The organism is Paenibacillus sp. CR_12, from assembly GCF_041953985.1.
Classification (GTDB): Bacteria; Bacillota; Bacilli; order Paenibacillales; family Paenibacillaceae; genus Paenibacillus_AQ; species Paenibacillus_AQ lautus_A.
This window is the reverse complement of record NZ_JAVFHO010000001.1, coordinates 762,027-778,872: the sequence shown is the minus strand read 5'-3', so window position 1 is coordinate 778,872 and position 16,846 is coordinate 762,027. Positions and strand designations below refer to the sequence as shown.

Sequence of the window (16,846 nt, the reverse complement as noted above, 5' to 3'; positions counted from 1 at the left end):
ATTACACGACTATGCTGTAATGCCTTGCTGCAGCTTCATCTTTAGTTCATCCAGATCGATCACGGTACCGGTAATTCTCGCCTCTTCCGCGGCATAGGCCATCATATGGCTTTCAACGGACATGTCGATGGAGGATCTGCTGCTGAAGTCGGCATTCCCCAGATTCTCCAAGAAGTCATTCATCAGACCGGTGTCGCCGCCGTTATGTCCGCCGCTCACCGTTGCCGGCCGAATGACGGTTTGCTGTACGGGTTCTGCCATATTGGAGTTAAAGCGGGTGACTTCGATAATGTTCAAGTTATCGTCGCCTCGGATTTCCCCATGCTCGCACATGATTTTGAGCGTACGGTACATTTTGTTTGTGAATCCGCTTAAATTAAACGTTGCCGTTACCCCGTTTTTGAATTCGATTAGGGTGACTTGATGGTCGCATACATCATTGTCAAGCCGATATACGCAGCGTCCGTAAGGACTCGTTGCTAGCGCTTGGAGCAGTCCCTCTTCGCTCTGATCCGCCGAAATGACGGTAGCGGGCCATTGGCCCCTTATCGGCAAATAGGCTTTTCTTGCGTCGAATCGGCAGTTCGCGGCTGCCTTACAATCGAGGCATCGTTCCGCACTGCCTGCCGGTGCATTCTCCTCTTTGAAATACGTAAGGCTTCCATACGATGAGATACGCTTCGCCCCGCTGTCCACAAGCCAGGATAGAATATCCATGTCATGACAGGATTTCTGCATGATGATCGGGCTCGCCAGATCGCTTCTTCTCCAATTGCCTCTTACGAAGGAGTGTGCCATATGGAAATTGCCGATGTTCTCGTTGTGCTGTATGGTCACGATTTTCCCGAGTTCATTGCTATCGATGATTTTCTTAATTTCCGCAAAGAAGTTCGTATATCTGAGTACATGGCATACAATCACTTTGCGTCCTTTTTCATTGGCTTTCTCCTGAATTCTCATGCATTCTACCGGACTTGGTGAAATGGGCTTCTCGAGTAAAATATCATAGCCAAGATCAAGCGCCATCATCGTTTGCTCGTAATGGTCCTTGTCCATGGAAGAGATGATGACGGCATCGCAAATTTTCCCCATTGCATAAAACGCATCCACGGATGCAAATTGTTTCTCCAGCGGAATCTGAAACTCATCCGCCGCTGCCTTTCTTCTGCCGGCATCCGGCTCGATGACCGCCACGATTTCCTCGCTTTGGTAAGCGTGCCTTGAATAGATCATGCCTCTTTGTCCTGCACCAATTAATGCTAGTTTCAACTCCATAACCTCCAGCGAGCTCGTATTTGTCTAGATGGATTATTCTTGTCCCGGCATCTGGGGATCTTCCAAGGGATAATATCCTTCCGGATAATAGGTGTCCCATATATTCTTGAGCGGATCCTCGCGGGCGGCTTCAACTTGTATCGTACCCATCTCATAAAAACCATCCTGTTGCCGGTTCTGTATATTCAGCGTGAGTGAAGAACGGTCTTCGAAACAGAGCGCTATGCCAAGCGAATAGGTTCCCGCCGCGATGTCCTGCAAGTGTACGATCTCGTTATGGACAAGGTCGCCGGTTAACCAGGAATGCGTTGCCGTGTGCAGCGGAAATTCATGGGACACGTTTTCCTGCTTTAGCTGCAGCCGCAGCTGAAATTTTCGATAGATTCTTGAGCTTCCCGAGTTTACGAACCAGAATCGCAGCGGCAGGCTCCCGCTGCCGGACACCGTTTCCGGGTAAGTTAGCCGACGTAAAGCAAGGTTGTAACCAAGCCCTAGGTTTACGTTGGACATCCCGGCATGCCAGCGAAAGGCCTCCCGTCTGATATGGGAACCGCCAGCTTCATCGGTCGCATGGAGGAACACCGGGTAGCTCTTCCATACCCGCTGCAAATGATGTTTGGCAAAGGCTTCGCAGCATTCGATCCAATTCTCCTCGCCGCACTTCACCAGCAGGCCAAAGCCGCGGCCGCGCTCCTTTAAATATCGAATCAGTGGTTCATTCTGCAAATCTGCAAGCAGTACCTGGGATCCAAAGGAATCGATATAGGCGTTCCATTCTTCCTTGCTGTTTGCCAAGGTCGAGATCATGACGGCCGCAAGGCGTTTATCCGAATCGATCATACTCCCGACTTTTCGGATCAATGCCGCATAACATGCTTCGTGGTTATCCTTCGTCCATTCTGGCAGGTCCGGCGTCAGGAAAAGAACAGGATTCGTAATCGCTTTCAATACCTTGTCGATCCCTCCGAGCTTATACTCTCCTCGCGCAGGTTCTAGTTCCTTCCATGCAAAAGCCGCATATTCGAATCGACCGTGGCTTGTATCATACTCCTTGACCGATAAGGGCTTCGGCCTGATTTTGACGGTTTTGTACTTCTCGTAGCTCTCAAGCGAATATTTCCCCATCCTCTTCGCTCCTTTGTAAATGGCTGTCAACGGTTCCGCGGAACAATTCTATATCTGCGTCGGTTATATAAGGCATGCTGCCAATCCGGCCGATATCTTCCTTCAGCACGATCATGCTTAACGTATTGAATCTGGCCCCGGTCCGCATATACTCAGCTGCCGCTCTTTGCAGCGAGGTCGTATATTCGCCGGTGTTCAACGCCGGATCAGCATTCCGGTCTCCAAAGACTTCATAGCGCAGCATGCCGTCCCCTTCATGAGTGGGATAATTATAAAACTGCCGTTGAACGTGGACGATATTGCTTTTATCATTGTCCAAAACGAGCGAGAGCCTGGAATCATAAAGCCAGCTTGAACTCCAGAAGCCTCTGATGGGCAATTCCGGAAAATATCGATCATAGAACCCGATGGCCATCGCCATGGAATTCCTCAGCCTGTCCGGCGTGTACCCGGGCCCGGAAGGAATGTGAAGCGCCAACAGGGTATCCCCTTTTTGAAGCACGGTATCCCAGTCCTTCTTTAAGATCGGCGTTGTTTCTCTTTCGACGAATCCCATGGGATTGATCCGATTCGCTATGATGAATTCGGCATTCTCCTGCCATTCCGATGTGAAGCGGCCTTGCGGATCATAAACATCGTTGATTCCGTTCCGCTGTCCATCGCTGCGGAAATCCTCTCCGGGATGGCGAAGGGCAAGCACTTCCTGCGTATCCCTATGGCGGAACATGGTGAAGGAATCCTCGAATCGGTACGGAATAAAATAGAAGCGGTCCAACAGAAAGATGGAGCAGGTATAGAAATTCATCACCCACGGGAAATCATGAACCTTGGCATCGCCCTGCAGTGCCAATTTTTCCATTTGCAGCTTCAGCGGTTGATGCGGAATGTCCTCATAATAGGTTAGGGGTACGGAACGCTTCTCCAGCATCTTCATGGAAGGCACCACGCAGGCTAGCAGCAACAAAAATGAATATAATTCGCCGTACTTCTTCATGCATGCGGGCGTCATATTGGTATAATGGGCTTCATCACAGCGATTGCGCGCCGAGCACAGATCCTCCACCAAAAATTTGGTGAAATGAAACAATACGGCGTCTTCCTCTATCGCTAAAATCCCCTGTTTAATCCATTGCCGAGTCTCCTCGGGAGTCTGATATCGCTCAAAGATTCCATTCAAGAAGCCCCTTGGTATGAGATAGGGCTCGCCATCCGGTAGATAGCGATCATATTTTGCTTCCAATCCATCAGGCAGATAATCAAATTCACAGATCGCTGTTACTTCTTTATAATTCATCGGCCTTTCCATTAGCCTGCCTCCCCCTTTCGACGAATAGCTTACCCATCGGGTAAAAGCCGTCTTGATATCCCGTGATTGCCAGCTGGATATTCCCGATTTCCTTCACGCCGGTTTCGATGCCAATCTCCAGCGCATACTCGCCCGCCGGCATATCGTCCGGCAGCGAAAAGCTTTCTGTCCAAGCAATATCCTCATCCGGGAGCCATTCCCTGATGTCTTCACTGCTATGAAGCGTATACGATCGACATTGGCCGGTTAACCTCACCGCCAGCGGATAACGATGATAAATCGGAGCGACGCCGACATTAGCCCACAACGCATCGATGTTTAGCTCTCCGCCAACGAACGCTATCGAATCGTACGCGAATTTCCTTAATTCGAAGCGGTAGCCCATCTTGTTAATCCAAGCCTTGACCTTCTCTTTCCACGGTTCCGGTACTACCGTCCCTTTGTTGTTAAAGGATGAAATATGCCACTTGAGCGTTTCCTGTATGATATAGTCGATATCCCAGCCCTGCAGATACCAGTCATTCATATGCCAGCATGCTTCGAACAGGATCGGCGCTTTCTCCCAGGCATCGCCCATCTCAAAATTCTGAATATTTTGCGGATAGAAATCGGTCATATGCGACCACTGATCGCCATGAAAGCCTCCCATATCCCCCAAGCAATCCACGCGAAATCCGACTTTGGCTTTGCGTTCATTTATGATCCGGATCGACAGCGGATCATGCAGCAGTGCCTGGAGAGGCGTTATTTTAAAACCGTCCAAGTAAGCATCCGTTATCTGCTTAACCGCGCCAGGCGTTAGAAATTCTGTTCCGCCGCCTTCCCCCCAGGCTCCGACTATGGTCAAATCGATCGAGCTGATAAGCGGGTGGCCGTCAAAGCGGGCGGCAAACGCCTTGATGAAATCAGACCAATACTCGGCATATGGGGTGGTCAGAGGGTCTACTCTCCAGAACGGAAACTCGGGCTCCTCCGGATATTCGGCCCGGAACCAAGACGGAATATCGTCTTCTTCGCTTAATGCATATGGCGAACAGCGCACCACGGCAGTACAGCCTAATGATTTGGCGTAATCCAGCTTTTCCTCCAGTACGCTCCAGTCATAACTCCCTTTATCCGTTTCGACGTCACGCCAACGAACGCTGAAGAAATATACTTTGCTGTCCGGATGATTGTACGTCCTGCTGTCTTCCGCAAACTTGTATTTGCGCTGCGCTTCCCCCCGGTTATCAACAATCCGTTCCGGATCTCCCATCAAGCCCGGCGCCGTGGTAAAGCCAATACCCGGATTGGTCAACATTTCATCCGATATCATAGGGTAAACCGTAACTCTCTTGTTCATATCCCAACTCCCCCATGTACTAAACAGAACTCTCTGTTTGTTACGTTGTTTGTTACGTTGAATCTGTTTCATTACACAATTTGTTTAGTGATTTCATGTTATATCATTCGCATGTTATCTGGCAATATCAATTTTGAAATACTTCGAAATTTCTAGTGACAACGCATGGAATATACATGTTACTCTTGATTTTGATTAAGGAGGAATGTAAAATGAAGTAACGTAACAATATTGCGCAACAAACAACGTAACATAATCTATAATAAAAGCAAATCATTGTTAACAATGTAACATTCCTATAAACTCTAAAATGGCGATTATTAGTAACTTAAAAGGAGAATGTGTTTATACATGAGTACGATTCGGGATGTTGCTAAACTTGCAAATGTATCCACAGCCACCGTGTCCAGAGTGTTAAACAATGATACGAAGTATAAAATCACTGACGAAACCCGGGAAAGGGTTTGGCAAGCTGTTACGCAGCTGAACTATAAAATCGCATCAGGGCCCAAGCGGAAGGTTTCTGCTCAGGATCCGGCCGAAAGCAAATCGCATATCAAAATCGGATGCGTCTTAAGCGTCACCAAGGATAAATACAACGATCCCTACTTCATGTCGATCTTATCCGGCGTGGAAGAACGCTTGCTTGGCGCCGGTTACAACATGTCCTTTATCCGGACGGGAATTGAATTGAACGACAGCAAGATCCTATTTAATACATTCAGCGAACCGATTACCGGCCTCATTCTCATGGAATCGCTCGATCACGAGACCTACGAATATATTCGCAAGCAGGTCCCGTACATCGTAGGTATCGATACGGAACGCGGGGATATCGACAATGTCGGCTACGATCATTACAATGTCGCTTCGATGGCCGTCAGCCATCTTATTGAAAAAGGCCATACCCGAATCGGATATATCGGGGGCAGCGGATTATCGAGCAACCTCAAAGACAGCCGTCGTTATCGGGGCTACTACGCAACCATGCATGCTGCCGGATTGTCGGTCAATCCCGATTGGGTTATTGATTGCATGTGGGATGAGGCGGTCTGCATCGAAAAAATCAATCATCTATGTACAAACCGAAATTTCCCGACTGCCTTCTTTGCCGGCAGCGATTTAATGGCTATGGCCGCCCTCAACGGCCTGTATAACAACGGTATTTCCGTTCCTGACGAAGTAGCGGTTATTGGGCTATCCAACATTGAGGTATCCAAGTATTCCAATCCGCCGCTGTCTACGATCGATGTGCCGATGAAAGAAATCGGCATGGTAGCTGTCGATAACTTAATCGACCGAATCAACGGAAACAAGCTGCTGCCCAAAAAAGTGATTTTGCCTACACGCTTGGTGGTACGCAGCTCAACTTAAACGGCTTTTTTGGCAAGAAGAAACTTAACGGCGTTTCCATGCTTTTTCAGAACAAGCGCCTGGAACCGTTGCACGTATTCACGTATTGTTAATTGCCTGGCTCGGAAAGGAGGTGAAGGATTCGATTTCTTGAGAGTAAAAGAACAATTCTGTGAGGAGGTTTGACATGAAAGCACGGGGTATCCATTGGAAGCAGCCGTTTGCCCTAATTATCATGACGGCCATTCTACTTGCCTTATTCCCTTTTCCCCGCTTTACTTGGTCTGCGGAAGCTGCCTCTGCCTCTATCGTTGTAGACGGCGATCCGAGCGACTGGGAGGGCATTCCGGCCCTATCCACGAATACGGGAACGGCTCAAAGCTTAAAGGCTTCCCATGACGACAAGAATCTTTATCTGCTTGTACAAGGCTCCGGCCTTAGCACTACGATGGGAAGCTTCTGGTTGAATACGGACGGGAATGCTTCTACCGGATATCAAGCTTTTGGCTGGGGCACGACAGGCGTTGAGTGGCTTCTCGAGAACCAAACCTTATACCGCTACTCAGGCAATGGAAGCAGTTGGAGCTGGAATTTTTCATCGTCTCTGACTTCTTCTCAATATGTACGTTCCTCATCCGTGATTGAAGCAGCGATCCCTCTTTCTACGCTTGGACTTGGAGAAGGCAGCAGCGTGAGCATCGGGTATCTGGATAACAATTCGGATATGCACCGCCTGCCGGCTCAGAACCAGCCGCTTCCGGTCTATACCTTACAAGCACATCATCCGGGAGGCAATATGATCGAATTCTATCCAACCGAGCTGAATGATCCGTTGAATAACCCGTTTAAAGGCTGGGCTCCATCCGCGAAATCTACCAATTATCCTCAACCTCATCGGCTGGTATATGCCGGCGTGACTTGGAAGGAGTTTGAGCCGACGAAGGGCAATTATGATTTCAGTGCGATTGAAGCCTCCAATCATTTCGACTATTGGAAAAGCCGCGGCGTCAAGGTAATCCTTCGCTTTATTCTGGACAGTCCTTCCGGCGTGGCTCACCGGGATATCCCGGATTGGCTGTACAACGACATGGCAAGCCTGGGACAATCGCCGGGCAAGGCCTATCGCGACGATACTGGAGGCATGGGAGACGGCAACAACACGGGCTTCTCTCCTAATTACAGTTCCGACTATCTGATCGCCAGGCACAAACTTGCAATCGAGGCGATTGCGGACCATTACGACTCCCCGGATAGCCCGATCGCTTTTGTGCAAATCGGTTCGCTCGGACATTGGGCCGAATTCCATACCTGGCCTTATGTCGGACCGAACGGGGAAAGCAACTATACGGGGGCATTTCCCCCGAACAGCATATCCAACCAATATATTCAGCATTATATCGATGCCTTTGCCGATCAGGAGGATCACACGCAGCTATTGATTAGACGCAGCGTAGAGCTGGCCAAGAATAACAACAAGGGTTTGATTCTGGGAATGTACAATGACGTCTTCGGCGATCAGCCGAGCTTCGATTCCGATTGGGGCTGGTATACAGGCACCCAGAACGGATATTGGGATGACATCGGCCAGCAGCAACCCGCACATGCAAACTTTTGGGATACTCGCGTCTCCGGCGGCGAATTTTATGGCGGTGCTTATGGCATGAATGCTGCGCTTACGTCAGGCAGCGGCTTCAATGAGACCCTTCGGCAAACCGAGCTCAGCAAGCCAAGCTGGCTGGGACCGAATTCTCCGGCTTCCCTGGCGGTTGGGAATCCATTGCAAGGCAACATCGATACGCTCAAGAAACGAATGGGTTATCACTTTGTCTTAAACAAGGCTGCATACCCGCAAGTAAATAGCGGAAGCACGCTCGAGGTATCCGTCACGGTGGAGAATAAGGGGGTTCAACACTTCCCGTTCAATTGGCCTCTTGAAATCCAGCTGCGCAGCGGCGGCCAGATCGTGGCACGCCAAACCACATCGGCTGACTTAACGACCTGGAGAACAGGGCAGCACACGGTCACAGGCTCTCTTCCTACGAATACACTGCCGAGCGGTACTTATGAATTAGCCATTGCGATTCTCGATCCATCGACGAACCAGCCGGCGATTGATTTCGCTAACACAAACCGGCTTTCAGACGGAGCTTATAAGGTCGGTTCATGGACCAAATAGCATGATAACCGGATTTCAACTAGCATAATAAAAAGAGCAGCAGATGGCCGCGTATCATTCACGGCAACTCTGCTGCTCTTCCTTCATTTAAAGGCTATAGATCATGAACGCCAGGTTCTTGCTCATGATTCCAGATGAAATGCTGCTTCAAGCTCGCGGATTCGCTCATCATCGATGTGGATGACATCGCCTAGCGTTCTCGCCGACAAAATGGATTTCGCGCTGTACTCCGCAACTTCCAATCGATCAAAAGCGTTGAGCAGGCTTTGACCGGCAACGATTACGCAGTTATTGTTCACAATGGCAATCGGCGTATTGGCTTTAAACAGCGAAGCGGTACGCTCAGGCTCGTTATACACCGCATGAAAGGGGAGCTTCGGCGTTCCGCGAAGCAATATATAGCTTTCCGGAATCGTCCTCGAATCGAAGGCCGTGTCGGTGACCGCAAATGCCATAATGTTGGGAGGATGCGCGATGATGACCGAATGGACATGCGGCTGCGTGTTATAGATCGCTTCATGGAGGAAAACGGATTTGCTCGGCTGTTTGCCCGCTTCCGCTTTGCCGTTCTCTATGCGGACGAGGTCTTCCGGTTCCAGATCATTGCGGTCTTTGCCATAGGGCGTGATGACAAAATCGTTTCCTTGCAATCGATGGGAGAAGGTGCCCTGCGTGCTGGTGAACAATCCCTGTTTATACGCGCGTTTCATCAATCCGCACATATCGCGGCGCAGCTCTTTTTCTTCCGACGTGCAGGAATCGCGGATGAACGTATCCATCTGCAGCGTGCTTTTGTTGCGCACGGTTTCGTAATCCTCATCGTTAAGCAGGACCGGTTTACCGATTCGACGTGCCTCAATCTCAAGGCGTGCACAGAAGTCGAGGGTTTCGAACCGACGAAACGCTTGAAATAGGTCCTCTCCCCCGACCACGACCCCGTGATTCTCCAGCATGACCGTGTCGATCCCTTGCTTGAAGACGGCTGCGATGTTCTCCCCAAGCTGCTTGCTTCCGGGCAGCGCATAAGGCGCGATTCCGATCTCGCCGCAGATTTGCCTTTCGTTCGGAAGCAGCCTTGTATCCGGAATGCGCCTTACTATGCTGAACGAAACCAGTGCAGGCGGATGGGCATGAATGATCGACTTCAAATCCGGGCGGGCTTGATAGATGAGCCGGTGAAAGGGAAATTCGCTGGAAGGCTTGTGAATTCCCTCTACCCTGCCGTCCTCCTTCACGCATACCATATCCGACCGGTTAAGCGACCCTTTGTCCACTCCCGCTGGCGTAATCCATATATCCCCGTTTTGGTCCCTGATCGACAAATTGCCTCCCGACGTGGTTGTCATCCCATGGTTGTAAATGCGATTGATAAAGAGAAGAAGCTGATCTGCCGGATGCACAAAATCCTGATTCATTCCTGCCACCGCCCTATCCGAATGTTTTTGTTTAATTTTGTTTGTTTTTATTATACTGTTTTTTCTGTTGATGTTCGAGGAGAATTGTGGCAAAAACAATAACAATAGCCGTAAATAATAATGATAATGATCCTGAACCGGAACATAAAAAAACAGGGATGATTATGATATCATTCCTGTTTTCCCCGTTTGGCATAGTGGATCTTCACTTTACGACCTAGGTATTACGGCCTTCCAGATCCCCTTCAAGCTCCAAATAACGATCACGCAACATTCCCAATTCATCCTCCGACGCGTCCCAATAATTCCGTTGATGACTCTCCAGCAGAGTTTCCAGCATACTGTGATATGCAGAACGGTTATTGTCCCGCATTTGCTTGCTGCGCTGTTCGTCCGCAACATATTCCTTGTGAACCGAAGAGAAGATCCAGGAATCCACCTGGTTCGTTGTCGCTGCCAGACCGAGCAAGTTTTCCGTTCGGTCGGCTATGTTCTGTGCCCCGTGAAAGTCGTGCTTCAGCAATCCGTCCATCCACTTGGGATTAAGCAAGCGGGTTCGAACGCCTCGCTGAATCGATTTGCGTACTTCTTCCGTTAATGCCTGCTCGCGCGTTGTATCGGTGATATACATTTCCGCTCGACTGCCCTTAACGATTTCTACCGATTTCGCCAACCCCCCGAAAAATTCGTAATAATGGTCCAAATCCGTAATTTCGTGCTCATGATTGCTCCGAATTTGCGAAACGATATCCACGGCCGCCAAGTTGGCCTGATACAGCTCAAGCATTTCCTTGCCTCTGTAGTTGGCGCTATATACATGCTTCAGGCTGTTCATAAATGACGCGCCTATTTGGCTTTCCTCTTCCCACTGTTTGGTCTCGATCAGCTTGGTTACGGACGTTCCATATTCTCCTTCGGCAGGTCCGTAAATGCGGGCGCACGCCAAATCCCAAGCCTCGTCGTGCCCGGCGCCGGCATTGCGCAGCTGTCGGTACAGCAACTCCGAGTGCTGTTTGAACCAATTTTGATCCATCGGCTCATCCAGCTCGGATACTTCTCTAAAAATGCGATAAAGCATGAATAGCTGGTCCGGAAACATATCGCGGAAAAAACCGCAGATATGCACGACGACATTGATTCGCGGTCTGTTCAGTTCGGAAAGTGGAATGATTTCATATCCCATATGCATGGAATGTCCCCTTTCCTTGATTCTGACGCCGAGATAAGCCAGAATCTGGCCTAACGTCTCTCCCTGGGTCCGCGAAGTTTCCAGCCCCCACATCACGAGTGCCGTCGTTTCAGGATATTTTTGATGGGCCTCGTAGTACAGCTTCAAGGTATTCTCGGCAATTTTCAACCCGGTCGCAGCTGCCGTCCGGCTTGGAATGGATCGCGGATCGAACTGAACCAGGTTATTTCCGGACGGCAAAACCTCCGGATTACGAACGCTGTCCCCGGCTAGGCTAACCGGCAAATACGCCCCATCCAGCGCCCGCAGCAGGTTCTTAAGCTCCATATCCGCTTTGGTGGAGTGATATGCCGTTAACCCGTGATTCCAGATGTCGTTCCAGCGTGCCTTCATTTCATCCGGCAACTGTGGAGGCTCAGGGATGGCTTCATTATGAATAAAGGATAACACGGCTTTTCCTACACACTCATCCAGCAGTTGCAGTCTTTCAATGTCCCGGTTTTCCAGCAGGCTGTCATAATCCCAAGCCATGGATGCCGCAAATACACTTTGCAGCGATCCAAGTTTTCCCTGCTCATGGCTCAAAATCATTTTCATATGCCCTGCCGCTTCTTCATGGTTGTAGCCCTCGCCGACGACATGCAGACCGTTCGGGATCACGGATCTTCGAATCCGATACAGCTCGATTTCGAGCTCTTCCAAATCGTCCGTTTCCATAGAAAGCGATGCCGCCTGGTCCCGTATCCTCTTCCTTACGTCGGGAACACGCGTTGGATTCAGCCGTTCCGTTTCCCGGTACTCGTGCAGCATCGCTTCAAGCTCGACATATTCACCATATAATCCGCTTGACGTGAAGGGCGGGGATTGGTAACCGATCAAGGCAGCATGCGACCTTCGCTTCGCGATCATTGCCTCGGACGGATTTCCAACGTAATACATATAGAAATGCGGAAGATCTTGGATCAGGGCATCCGGCAAACAATCACCGGACATTCCGCTCTCTTTTCCCTCCAGAAACTCAAGGGTTCCGTGGGTTCCTACGTGCAGGATGGCATCCGCCTTGAATTCGTCCCGAATGTATTGATAAAAGGCTAAATACTGATGGTGCGGAAGAAGGCTCTTGTCATGGTAAGCAGCCTCGGGATGCTCGTGAACGCCCCGGCTGGGCTGAACCCCGATAAACAGGTTTCCACTTAGCAAACCGGGGATTTTGAATGCTCCCTCCTCCGTCGTCATAATATTGCCCGGCGCCTCTCCCCACTGCTGAATAAGCTCATCCCTGCGATTGGCAAACACTTTATTATTCTGCTCATAAGCCTTATTGTCGTACGTTGGAAGTTCAACGGACCAACGCTCGTCCGTCCAGACTCCGGAATTGACCGCTCCTTCCCGAAGGAAGCGTTCCCTTAATTCAGCTCCGGTAAATGCCTCTGTCGTGTAGCCGTGATCTTTCATCGCTGTCGCGATTCGGGATATGGATTCGAACGTATCCAGAAACGATGCCTGAAATAAATGCCCCTCTCCGGGAGGATAGTTATAGCCGATGATGGCGATACGCTTTTCCGACGGCTGCTTGGTTCGAAGGTCCAAATATCGACGAACTCTGCTGATCAACCGCCGCGCTCGCTCCTCGATGACCCGCAGTTCCTTCGTGTGAAGCTGCATTTCCTCATCGTATTCACGACCGGATAATGCGGCAACCGGAAGCATGTCAATGCTCCCGTCGAGCTCGGGCAGCATCATTTGGACCAAAAATTCGGAAGGCGATAAACCTTGCAGCGAGCCTTCCCATTCTTCCCGTTCCCTTCGCGTTAAGAAGAACGGATGGAACATCGGCGCTTCAACTTCCTTTATTAAGGATAGGATCTCATCGCTTTTCCCTCCGGTAGGCCCCGCGCCAAGCCGGAACGGAACAAAATTTACGATTAGATCGATCTTACCGCCCTGGGAGCCTCCTTGCATCAGCAAACTTCGCAGCCTTTGGGGATCGACGCGTACCAATGAAGTGAGTGCGATGGGTAGGACATTCGCAAATTTCCGAAGGTCCTGAATGATACCGCCTACGATTTCACCGGTATGGAGCGGATAGCTGTATCCCATAAATAGCACGGCTACCGTCGGCAAATCGGTCCGAACGGGCGTCACGCTCTGATAGGCCTTTAAAGATTCATACGGTCGCTTCAAGAGTGGGTCGTAAATACCCAACGTCTCTAGAACAGAAGGCGGTTCCACCGGCGGCCAATCCGTTATTTGGCCAAATGTTGTAGCGATATAGCCCAGCATATGCTCCAAATTGTCGATACTTGAATGTCTCCAGTAATCAAGTAAGGTTCGATAATGCTCGAGATCTTGATTTATATCAATCCGTGCGGAAGAACCCGTCGGATCCCCTCGTTGACCGCTTCCGGCAATATCTTCATAACGCAGCGATCCCAATCGGAACAAATCTTGAATCCCATCCGCATTCCCTCCTAAAATCACCTGCTGCGCCTCATGACCTTGGCAAAGATCATAAATGCGGGAAAGGGTCTGAGCCGGCGTACCGTGCGGATCATGAATAATAAACTCCGCTTCCTCTACCTTTGCCTTCAGCCGCTTCCATTCTTCATCCGACAATGTTCCTTCTACATTTAACACGGATAACGCTAGACGACTGCGAAAAGATGCGTCCCATTTCTTATATAGCTGCGACAAATCCCTCATCGCTGCATGCGATGTCGTCAGAACGGCGATTTTCACTCTTGTCGCCTCCCCTCTATAATCATTCGATAGGTCATTTCATGGTGGTGCGGACAGCCCGTGCAATACCTTCGTCATCTACGTGGTCAAGTAATCTGTATTCAGCGCCTAAAGCGTCAGCCAGCTCCCTCGAACGTCCCAATTTGACAAATCCCTGCTCCGTATCTAATACCAGGGACCAAATTCCGGCAGCGCGGATCAGCTTAGCCGCTTCCAGACATTCGTTCCAAATGTCAGCATACGCGCTTAATCCGATGGAGCTTTCATTGGCACGGCCATCTGTTACGATGATCATGACCGGAAGCGTATCGTTATTTCTGCGTTTCTCCGAATGGAGCACCTTGTACGCTTTGGCCAGCCCGTCTGCCAGAGGCGTCTTTCCCCCTGTGGGAATGTCCCGAAGCTGCTTGGACGCGGCTTCGATGCTGCGCGTCACCGGAAGGATCAGCTCGGCTTCGTTGTTTCTGAAGGCGATCATCCCAATTCGGTCTCTTTTCTCATAAGCATCCTGCAGCAGTGACAGAATCGCGCCTTTGACGGCGGTCATTCGCTTTCGAGCCGCCATAGACCCGCTGGCGTCAACGACGAACAGCAAGGTTGCCCCTACCCGGTTCTCTCTTTTCTTTAGACGCAAATCATCAAACTCAATGGCAAACGCCACCTCGTCTTTTTTTGTTCTGATTGTTTGATAGGGAGCCGCTGCGCGGATCGTGGCATCCAAAGCCACGTCGGTTCGCAGGTTCCTGCCCGGGTACATATACCCCATAGCTCTCCCTTTCTTCTGGTTAGCCCGGGATTTATTTCGTTTTCCCGATCCCTCGTGTTCAATCTTGCGCTTCCCCTCGAGCTGCAACGGCTTCATTGTAAACGTTTCGTCTGGCAGCAGCACCCGTTCCTCCAAACCTTCTGATACGTGCTGTCGATCATCCGCATGCTGCTCTACCGTACGGCTGGCCACATCTTGTTTGTCAGAAGAAGCGTTGCTCGGATGATGGGGATTCCGTTTCGGTTCGGAACTTTTCTGTAGAGGAATTGGATAGGAGCGGGTATGATCCTCAAAAGAACGTTCCGGCTGTTTACTGTTATCCTGTTCAGGTGAGCCGCTGCTAGAAGCACGGGGCTTCTCCATTACATGTGTCATTCTGTGGGGCAGCACAAATTCAGCTATCTCCCGGATGTCGGCGGCGGTAACCGCGGAACGCCCATCCCAAGCGGCGGCAGCTTTGGCCCCTTCAATCAGACTGAGATCGCCCCTGGAGCTGCTGATCCCGGCTTCTCTGGCGATGGAGGCTGACAATTGAATCATGTCCGCGCTCACCTGAACTTGGGGAAGAGCTTGTACGGAGACTTCGACGCGAAGACGCAGCGTTTCATCCTGCGGCTCATATCGGTTCTGGAATGCGAACGGATCATGCTCAAACTGCAGGTTTCGGCGTATAATTTCTGCTCTTGATACGGAATCGTGAACATCGTCCAACGTAACGCAAAAACCAAAATGGTCCAGAAGGGGAGGCGATACCCGGCCTTCATTGGGATCCATTGCTGCAAGCAGCATAAAACGGCTTCTCCGAACCGTGGATATCCCCTCTCTTTGCACAGAGATCGAGCCCGTAGACAGCGTGCTGACGATCTCCTTCAAGATCGCTTCAGATAGTAGATTCATATGGTCTACAAGCAGGAGCTGTCCATTGGCTTCTTCCAGCAATCCCGGAGCTAGCGCTAGCTTTCCGCCTTTCATGGCGGCTGCCATATCCAAAGCGCCGAGCAGCCTGTCAGCCGTAACGTTGACGGGTACGGATAGGATTCGGCGCGGCTTGACCAAAGAAGAGGCCGCATGCAGCAGGGCGCTTTTTCCTGACCCGGGATTGCCGTTAACAAGTATGCCTCCAATCGCTGGATTGACAAGATAGAGAAGTAAAGCTCGTTTGGCCTTCTCTTGGCCCAGAATCGCACTGAATGGATATACCGGGACAGCGCTCTTCCATTCTTCCGTTATCATGACGGTACCCATTCGACTGAAGTCAGTATCGTCTGTAATCGCTGCTCAATGCCGCCGGTGGCTTCAAACGGCTGCCGTCTCATGCGATGAGGCAAGACCAAGTGCGCCGCTTCTTGCATATGATCTAGGCTTACAGTCTCCTTCCCATGCCAGGCAGCCAGGGCAACCGCCGTTTTGATGAGGGTGATATCGGAACGGTGTCCCTCCACCTCCAGTGCAATCCCGATTTTCGCTGCCAGCTCAAGCATATCGTCCGAAATCGGGATATGGTCCAGACGGTCTCGGGCCTGCAGGATCTGGTTCAATACTCTCTTCTGCTCCGTCTCATATCGCGCTGCAAATGAAGCAGGGTCCCGTTCATATTCCAATCGTCTACGGATGACAAGCGTGCGCTCTTGAACGTCCCTTTCCCCGCCGATCTCCACCGACAGTGCAAACCGGTCCAATAGCTGCGGTCGCAGGTCCCCTTCTTCGGGGTTCATCGTCCCTACCAAAAGGAACCGTGACGGATGGGAATAGGAAATGCCTTCTCTCTCAACGGTATTAACCCCCATCGCAGCCGCATCCAGAAGGACATCTACGATATGATCATCGAGCAGATTAATCTCATCGACGTATAAGATATGGCCGTGGGCCGCAGCCAGCAATCCGGGTTCGAATTTCTTTTCTCCTTTCTTGATCGCATGCTCGATGTCTAAAGCACCGACAATCCGGTCTTCCGTCGCACTAACCGGCAAATTGACAACGTTCAGATCAGGCACAAGCCCCGATAAGGCACGTACCGTCGTTGATTTCGCCGTTCCTTTTTCCCCTCGTATCAGAACGCCCCCGAGTTTCGGATTCACGACATTCAGAATGAGAGCCAACTTCATTCGGGATTGGCCGACAATGGCTGTAAAAGGATATTGATGATCTATAGGTTCCAAT

Annotated in this window: 10 protein-coding genes; 2 read left to right on the top strand and 8 right to left on the bottom strand. The window is 50.5% G+C overall.

What is annotated here, in order from left to right; genetic code table 11:
• Positions 1 to 9: 9 nt before the first annotated feature.
• Genes RB297_RS03425 through RB297_RS03410 form a run of 4 tightly spaced genes read right to left on the bottom strand, consistent with a single transcriptional unit; the run spans position 10 to position 5,048 of the window.
• Positions 10 to 1,275, bottom strand: a complete 1,266-nt coding sequence (locus RB297_RS03425; RefSeq protein ID WP_228468935.1) for a Gfo/Idh/MocA family protein — start codon at positions 1,273 to 1,275, stop codon at positions 10 to 12.
• A gap of 33 nt (positions 1,276 to 1,308) precedes the next feature.
• Positions 1,309 to 2,400, bottom strand: a complete 1,092-nt coding sequence (locus RB297_RS03420) for a DUF4832 domain-containing protein (RefSeq protein WP_375119743.1) — start codon at positions 2,398 to 2,400, stop codon at positions 1,309 to 1,311.
• Positions 2,381 to 3,706, bottom strand: a complete 1,326-nt coding sequence (locus RB297_RS03415; protein WP_375119742.1) for an acyltransferase domain-containing protein — start codon at positions 3,704 to 3,706, stop codon at positions 2,381 to 2,383. Before RB297_RS03415 ends, RB297_RS03420 begins: the two co-directional genes overlap by 20 nt.
• On the bottom strand, positions 3,684 to 5,048 hold the full coding sequence (locus RB297_RS03410) for a DUF4832 domain-containing protein (protein WP_375119741.1): 1,365 nt from the start codon (positions 5,046 to 5,048) through the stop codon (positions 3,684 to 3,686). Before RB297_RS03410 ends, RB297_RS03415 begins: the two co-directional genes overlap by 23 nt.
• 351 nt (positions 5,049 to 5,399) lie before the next feature.
• Between RB297_RS03410 and RB297_RS03405 the strand changes: the two genes are divergently transcribed.
• Together RB297_RS03405 and RB297_RS03400 are read left to right on the top strand one after the other, a co-directional pair.
• Positions 5,400 to 6,422: a LacI family DNA-binding transcriptional regulator gene (locus RB297_RS03405; protein WP_096773590.1), complete on the top strand. Its 1,023-nt coding sequence runs from the start codon at positions 5,400 to 5,402 to the stop codon at positions 6,420 to 6,422.
• A gap of 166 nt (positions 6,423 to 6,588) precedes the next feature.
• Positions 6,589 to 8,577, top strand: a complete 1,989-nt coding sequence (locus RB297_RS03400; RefSeq protein ID WP_375119740.1) for a DUF4832 domain-containing protein — start codon at positions 6,589 to 6,591, stop codon at positions 8,575 to 8,577.
• Between the two features lie 122 nt (positions 8,578 to 8,699).
• On the opposite strand, the gene RB297_RS03395 is transcribed toward RB297_RS03400, so the two are convergent.
• The 4 genes from RB297_RS03395 to RB297_RS03380 form a co-directional block, all read right to left on the bottom strand.
• Positions 8,700 to 9,992: a class II aldolase/adducin family protein gene (locus RB297_RS03395; RefSeq protein WP_192572016.1), complete on the bottom strand. Its 1,293-nt coding sequence runs from the start codon at positions 9,990 to 9,992 to the stop codon at positions 8,700 to 8,702.
• Positions 9,993 to 10,209: 217 nt separating this feature from the next.
• Positions 10,210 to 13,920 (bottom strand): cobaltochelatase subunit CobN, encoded by a 3,711-nt coding sequence (locus RB297_RS03390; RefSeq protein ID WP_192572017.1) that lies wholly within the window; start codon positions 13,918 to 13,920, stop codon positions 10,210 to 10,212.
• Positions 13,921 to 13,954: 34 nt separating this feature from the next.
• A complete protein-coding gene (locus tag RB297_RS03385; RefSeq protein ID WP_375119739.1) occupies positions 13,955 to 15,919 on the bottom strand; it encodes a VWA domain-containing protein in 1,965 nt (654 codons plus the stop codon).
• A complete protein-coding gene (locus RB297_RS03380) occupies positions 15,916 to 16,845 on the bottom strand; it encodes a magnesium chelatase ATPase subunit I (protein WP_375119738.1) in 930 nt (309 codons plus the stop codon). Before RB297_RS03380 ends, RB297_RS03385 begins: the two co-directional genes overlap by 4 nt.
• Position 16,846 lies beyond the last annotated feature (1 nt).

Excerpts from the sequence above, each read along its gene's own strand:
- RB297_RS03425 (WP_228468935.1), bottom strand. The coding sequence starts at position 1,275 with ATGGAGTTGAAACTAGCATTAATTGGTGCAGGACAAAGAGGCATGATC.
- RB297_RS03420 (WP_375119743.1), bottom strand. The coding sequence starts at position 2,400 with ATGGGGAAATATTCGCTTGAGAGCTACGAGAAGTACAAAACCGTCAAA.
- RB297_RS03415 (WP_375119742.1), bottom strand. The coding sequence starts at position 3,706 with ATGGAAAGGCCGATGAATTATAAAGAAGTAACAGCGATCTGTGAATTT.
- RB297_RS03410 (WP_375119741.1), bottom strand. The coding sequence starts at position 5,048 with ATGAACAAGAGAGTTACGGTTTACCCTATGATATCGGATGAAATGTTG.
- RB297_RS03405 (WP_096773590.1), top strand. The coding sequence starts at position 5,400 with ATGAGTACGATTCGGGATGTTGCTAAACTTGCAAATGTATCCACAGCC.
- RB297_RS03400 (WP_375119740.1), top strand. The coding sequence starts at position 6,589 with ATGAAAGCACGGGGTATCCATTGGAAGCAGCCGTTTGCCCTAATTATC.
- RB297_RS03395 (WP_192572016.1), bottom strand. The coding sequence starts at position 9,992 with ATGAATCAGGATTTTGTGCATCCGGCAGATCAGCTTCTTCTCTTTATC.
- RB297_RS03385 (WP_375119739.1), bottom strand. The coding sequence starts at position 15,919 with ATGATAACGGAAGAATGGAAGAGCGCTGTCCCGGTATATCCATTCAGT.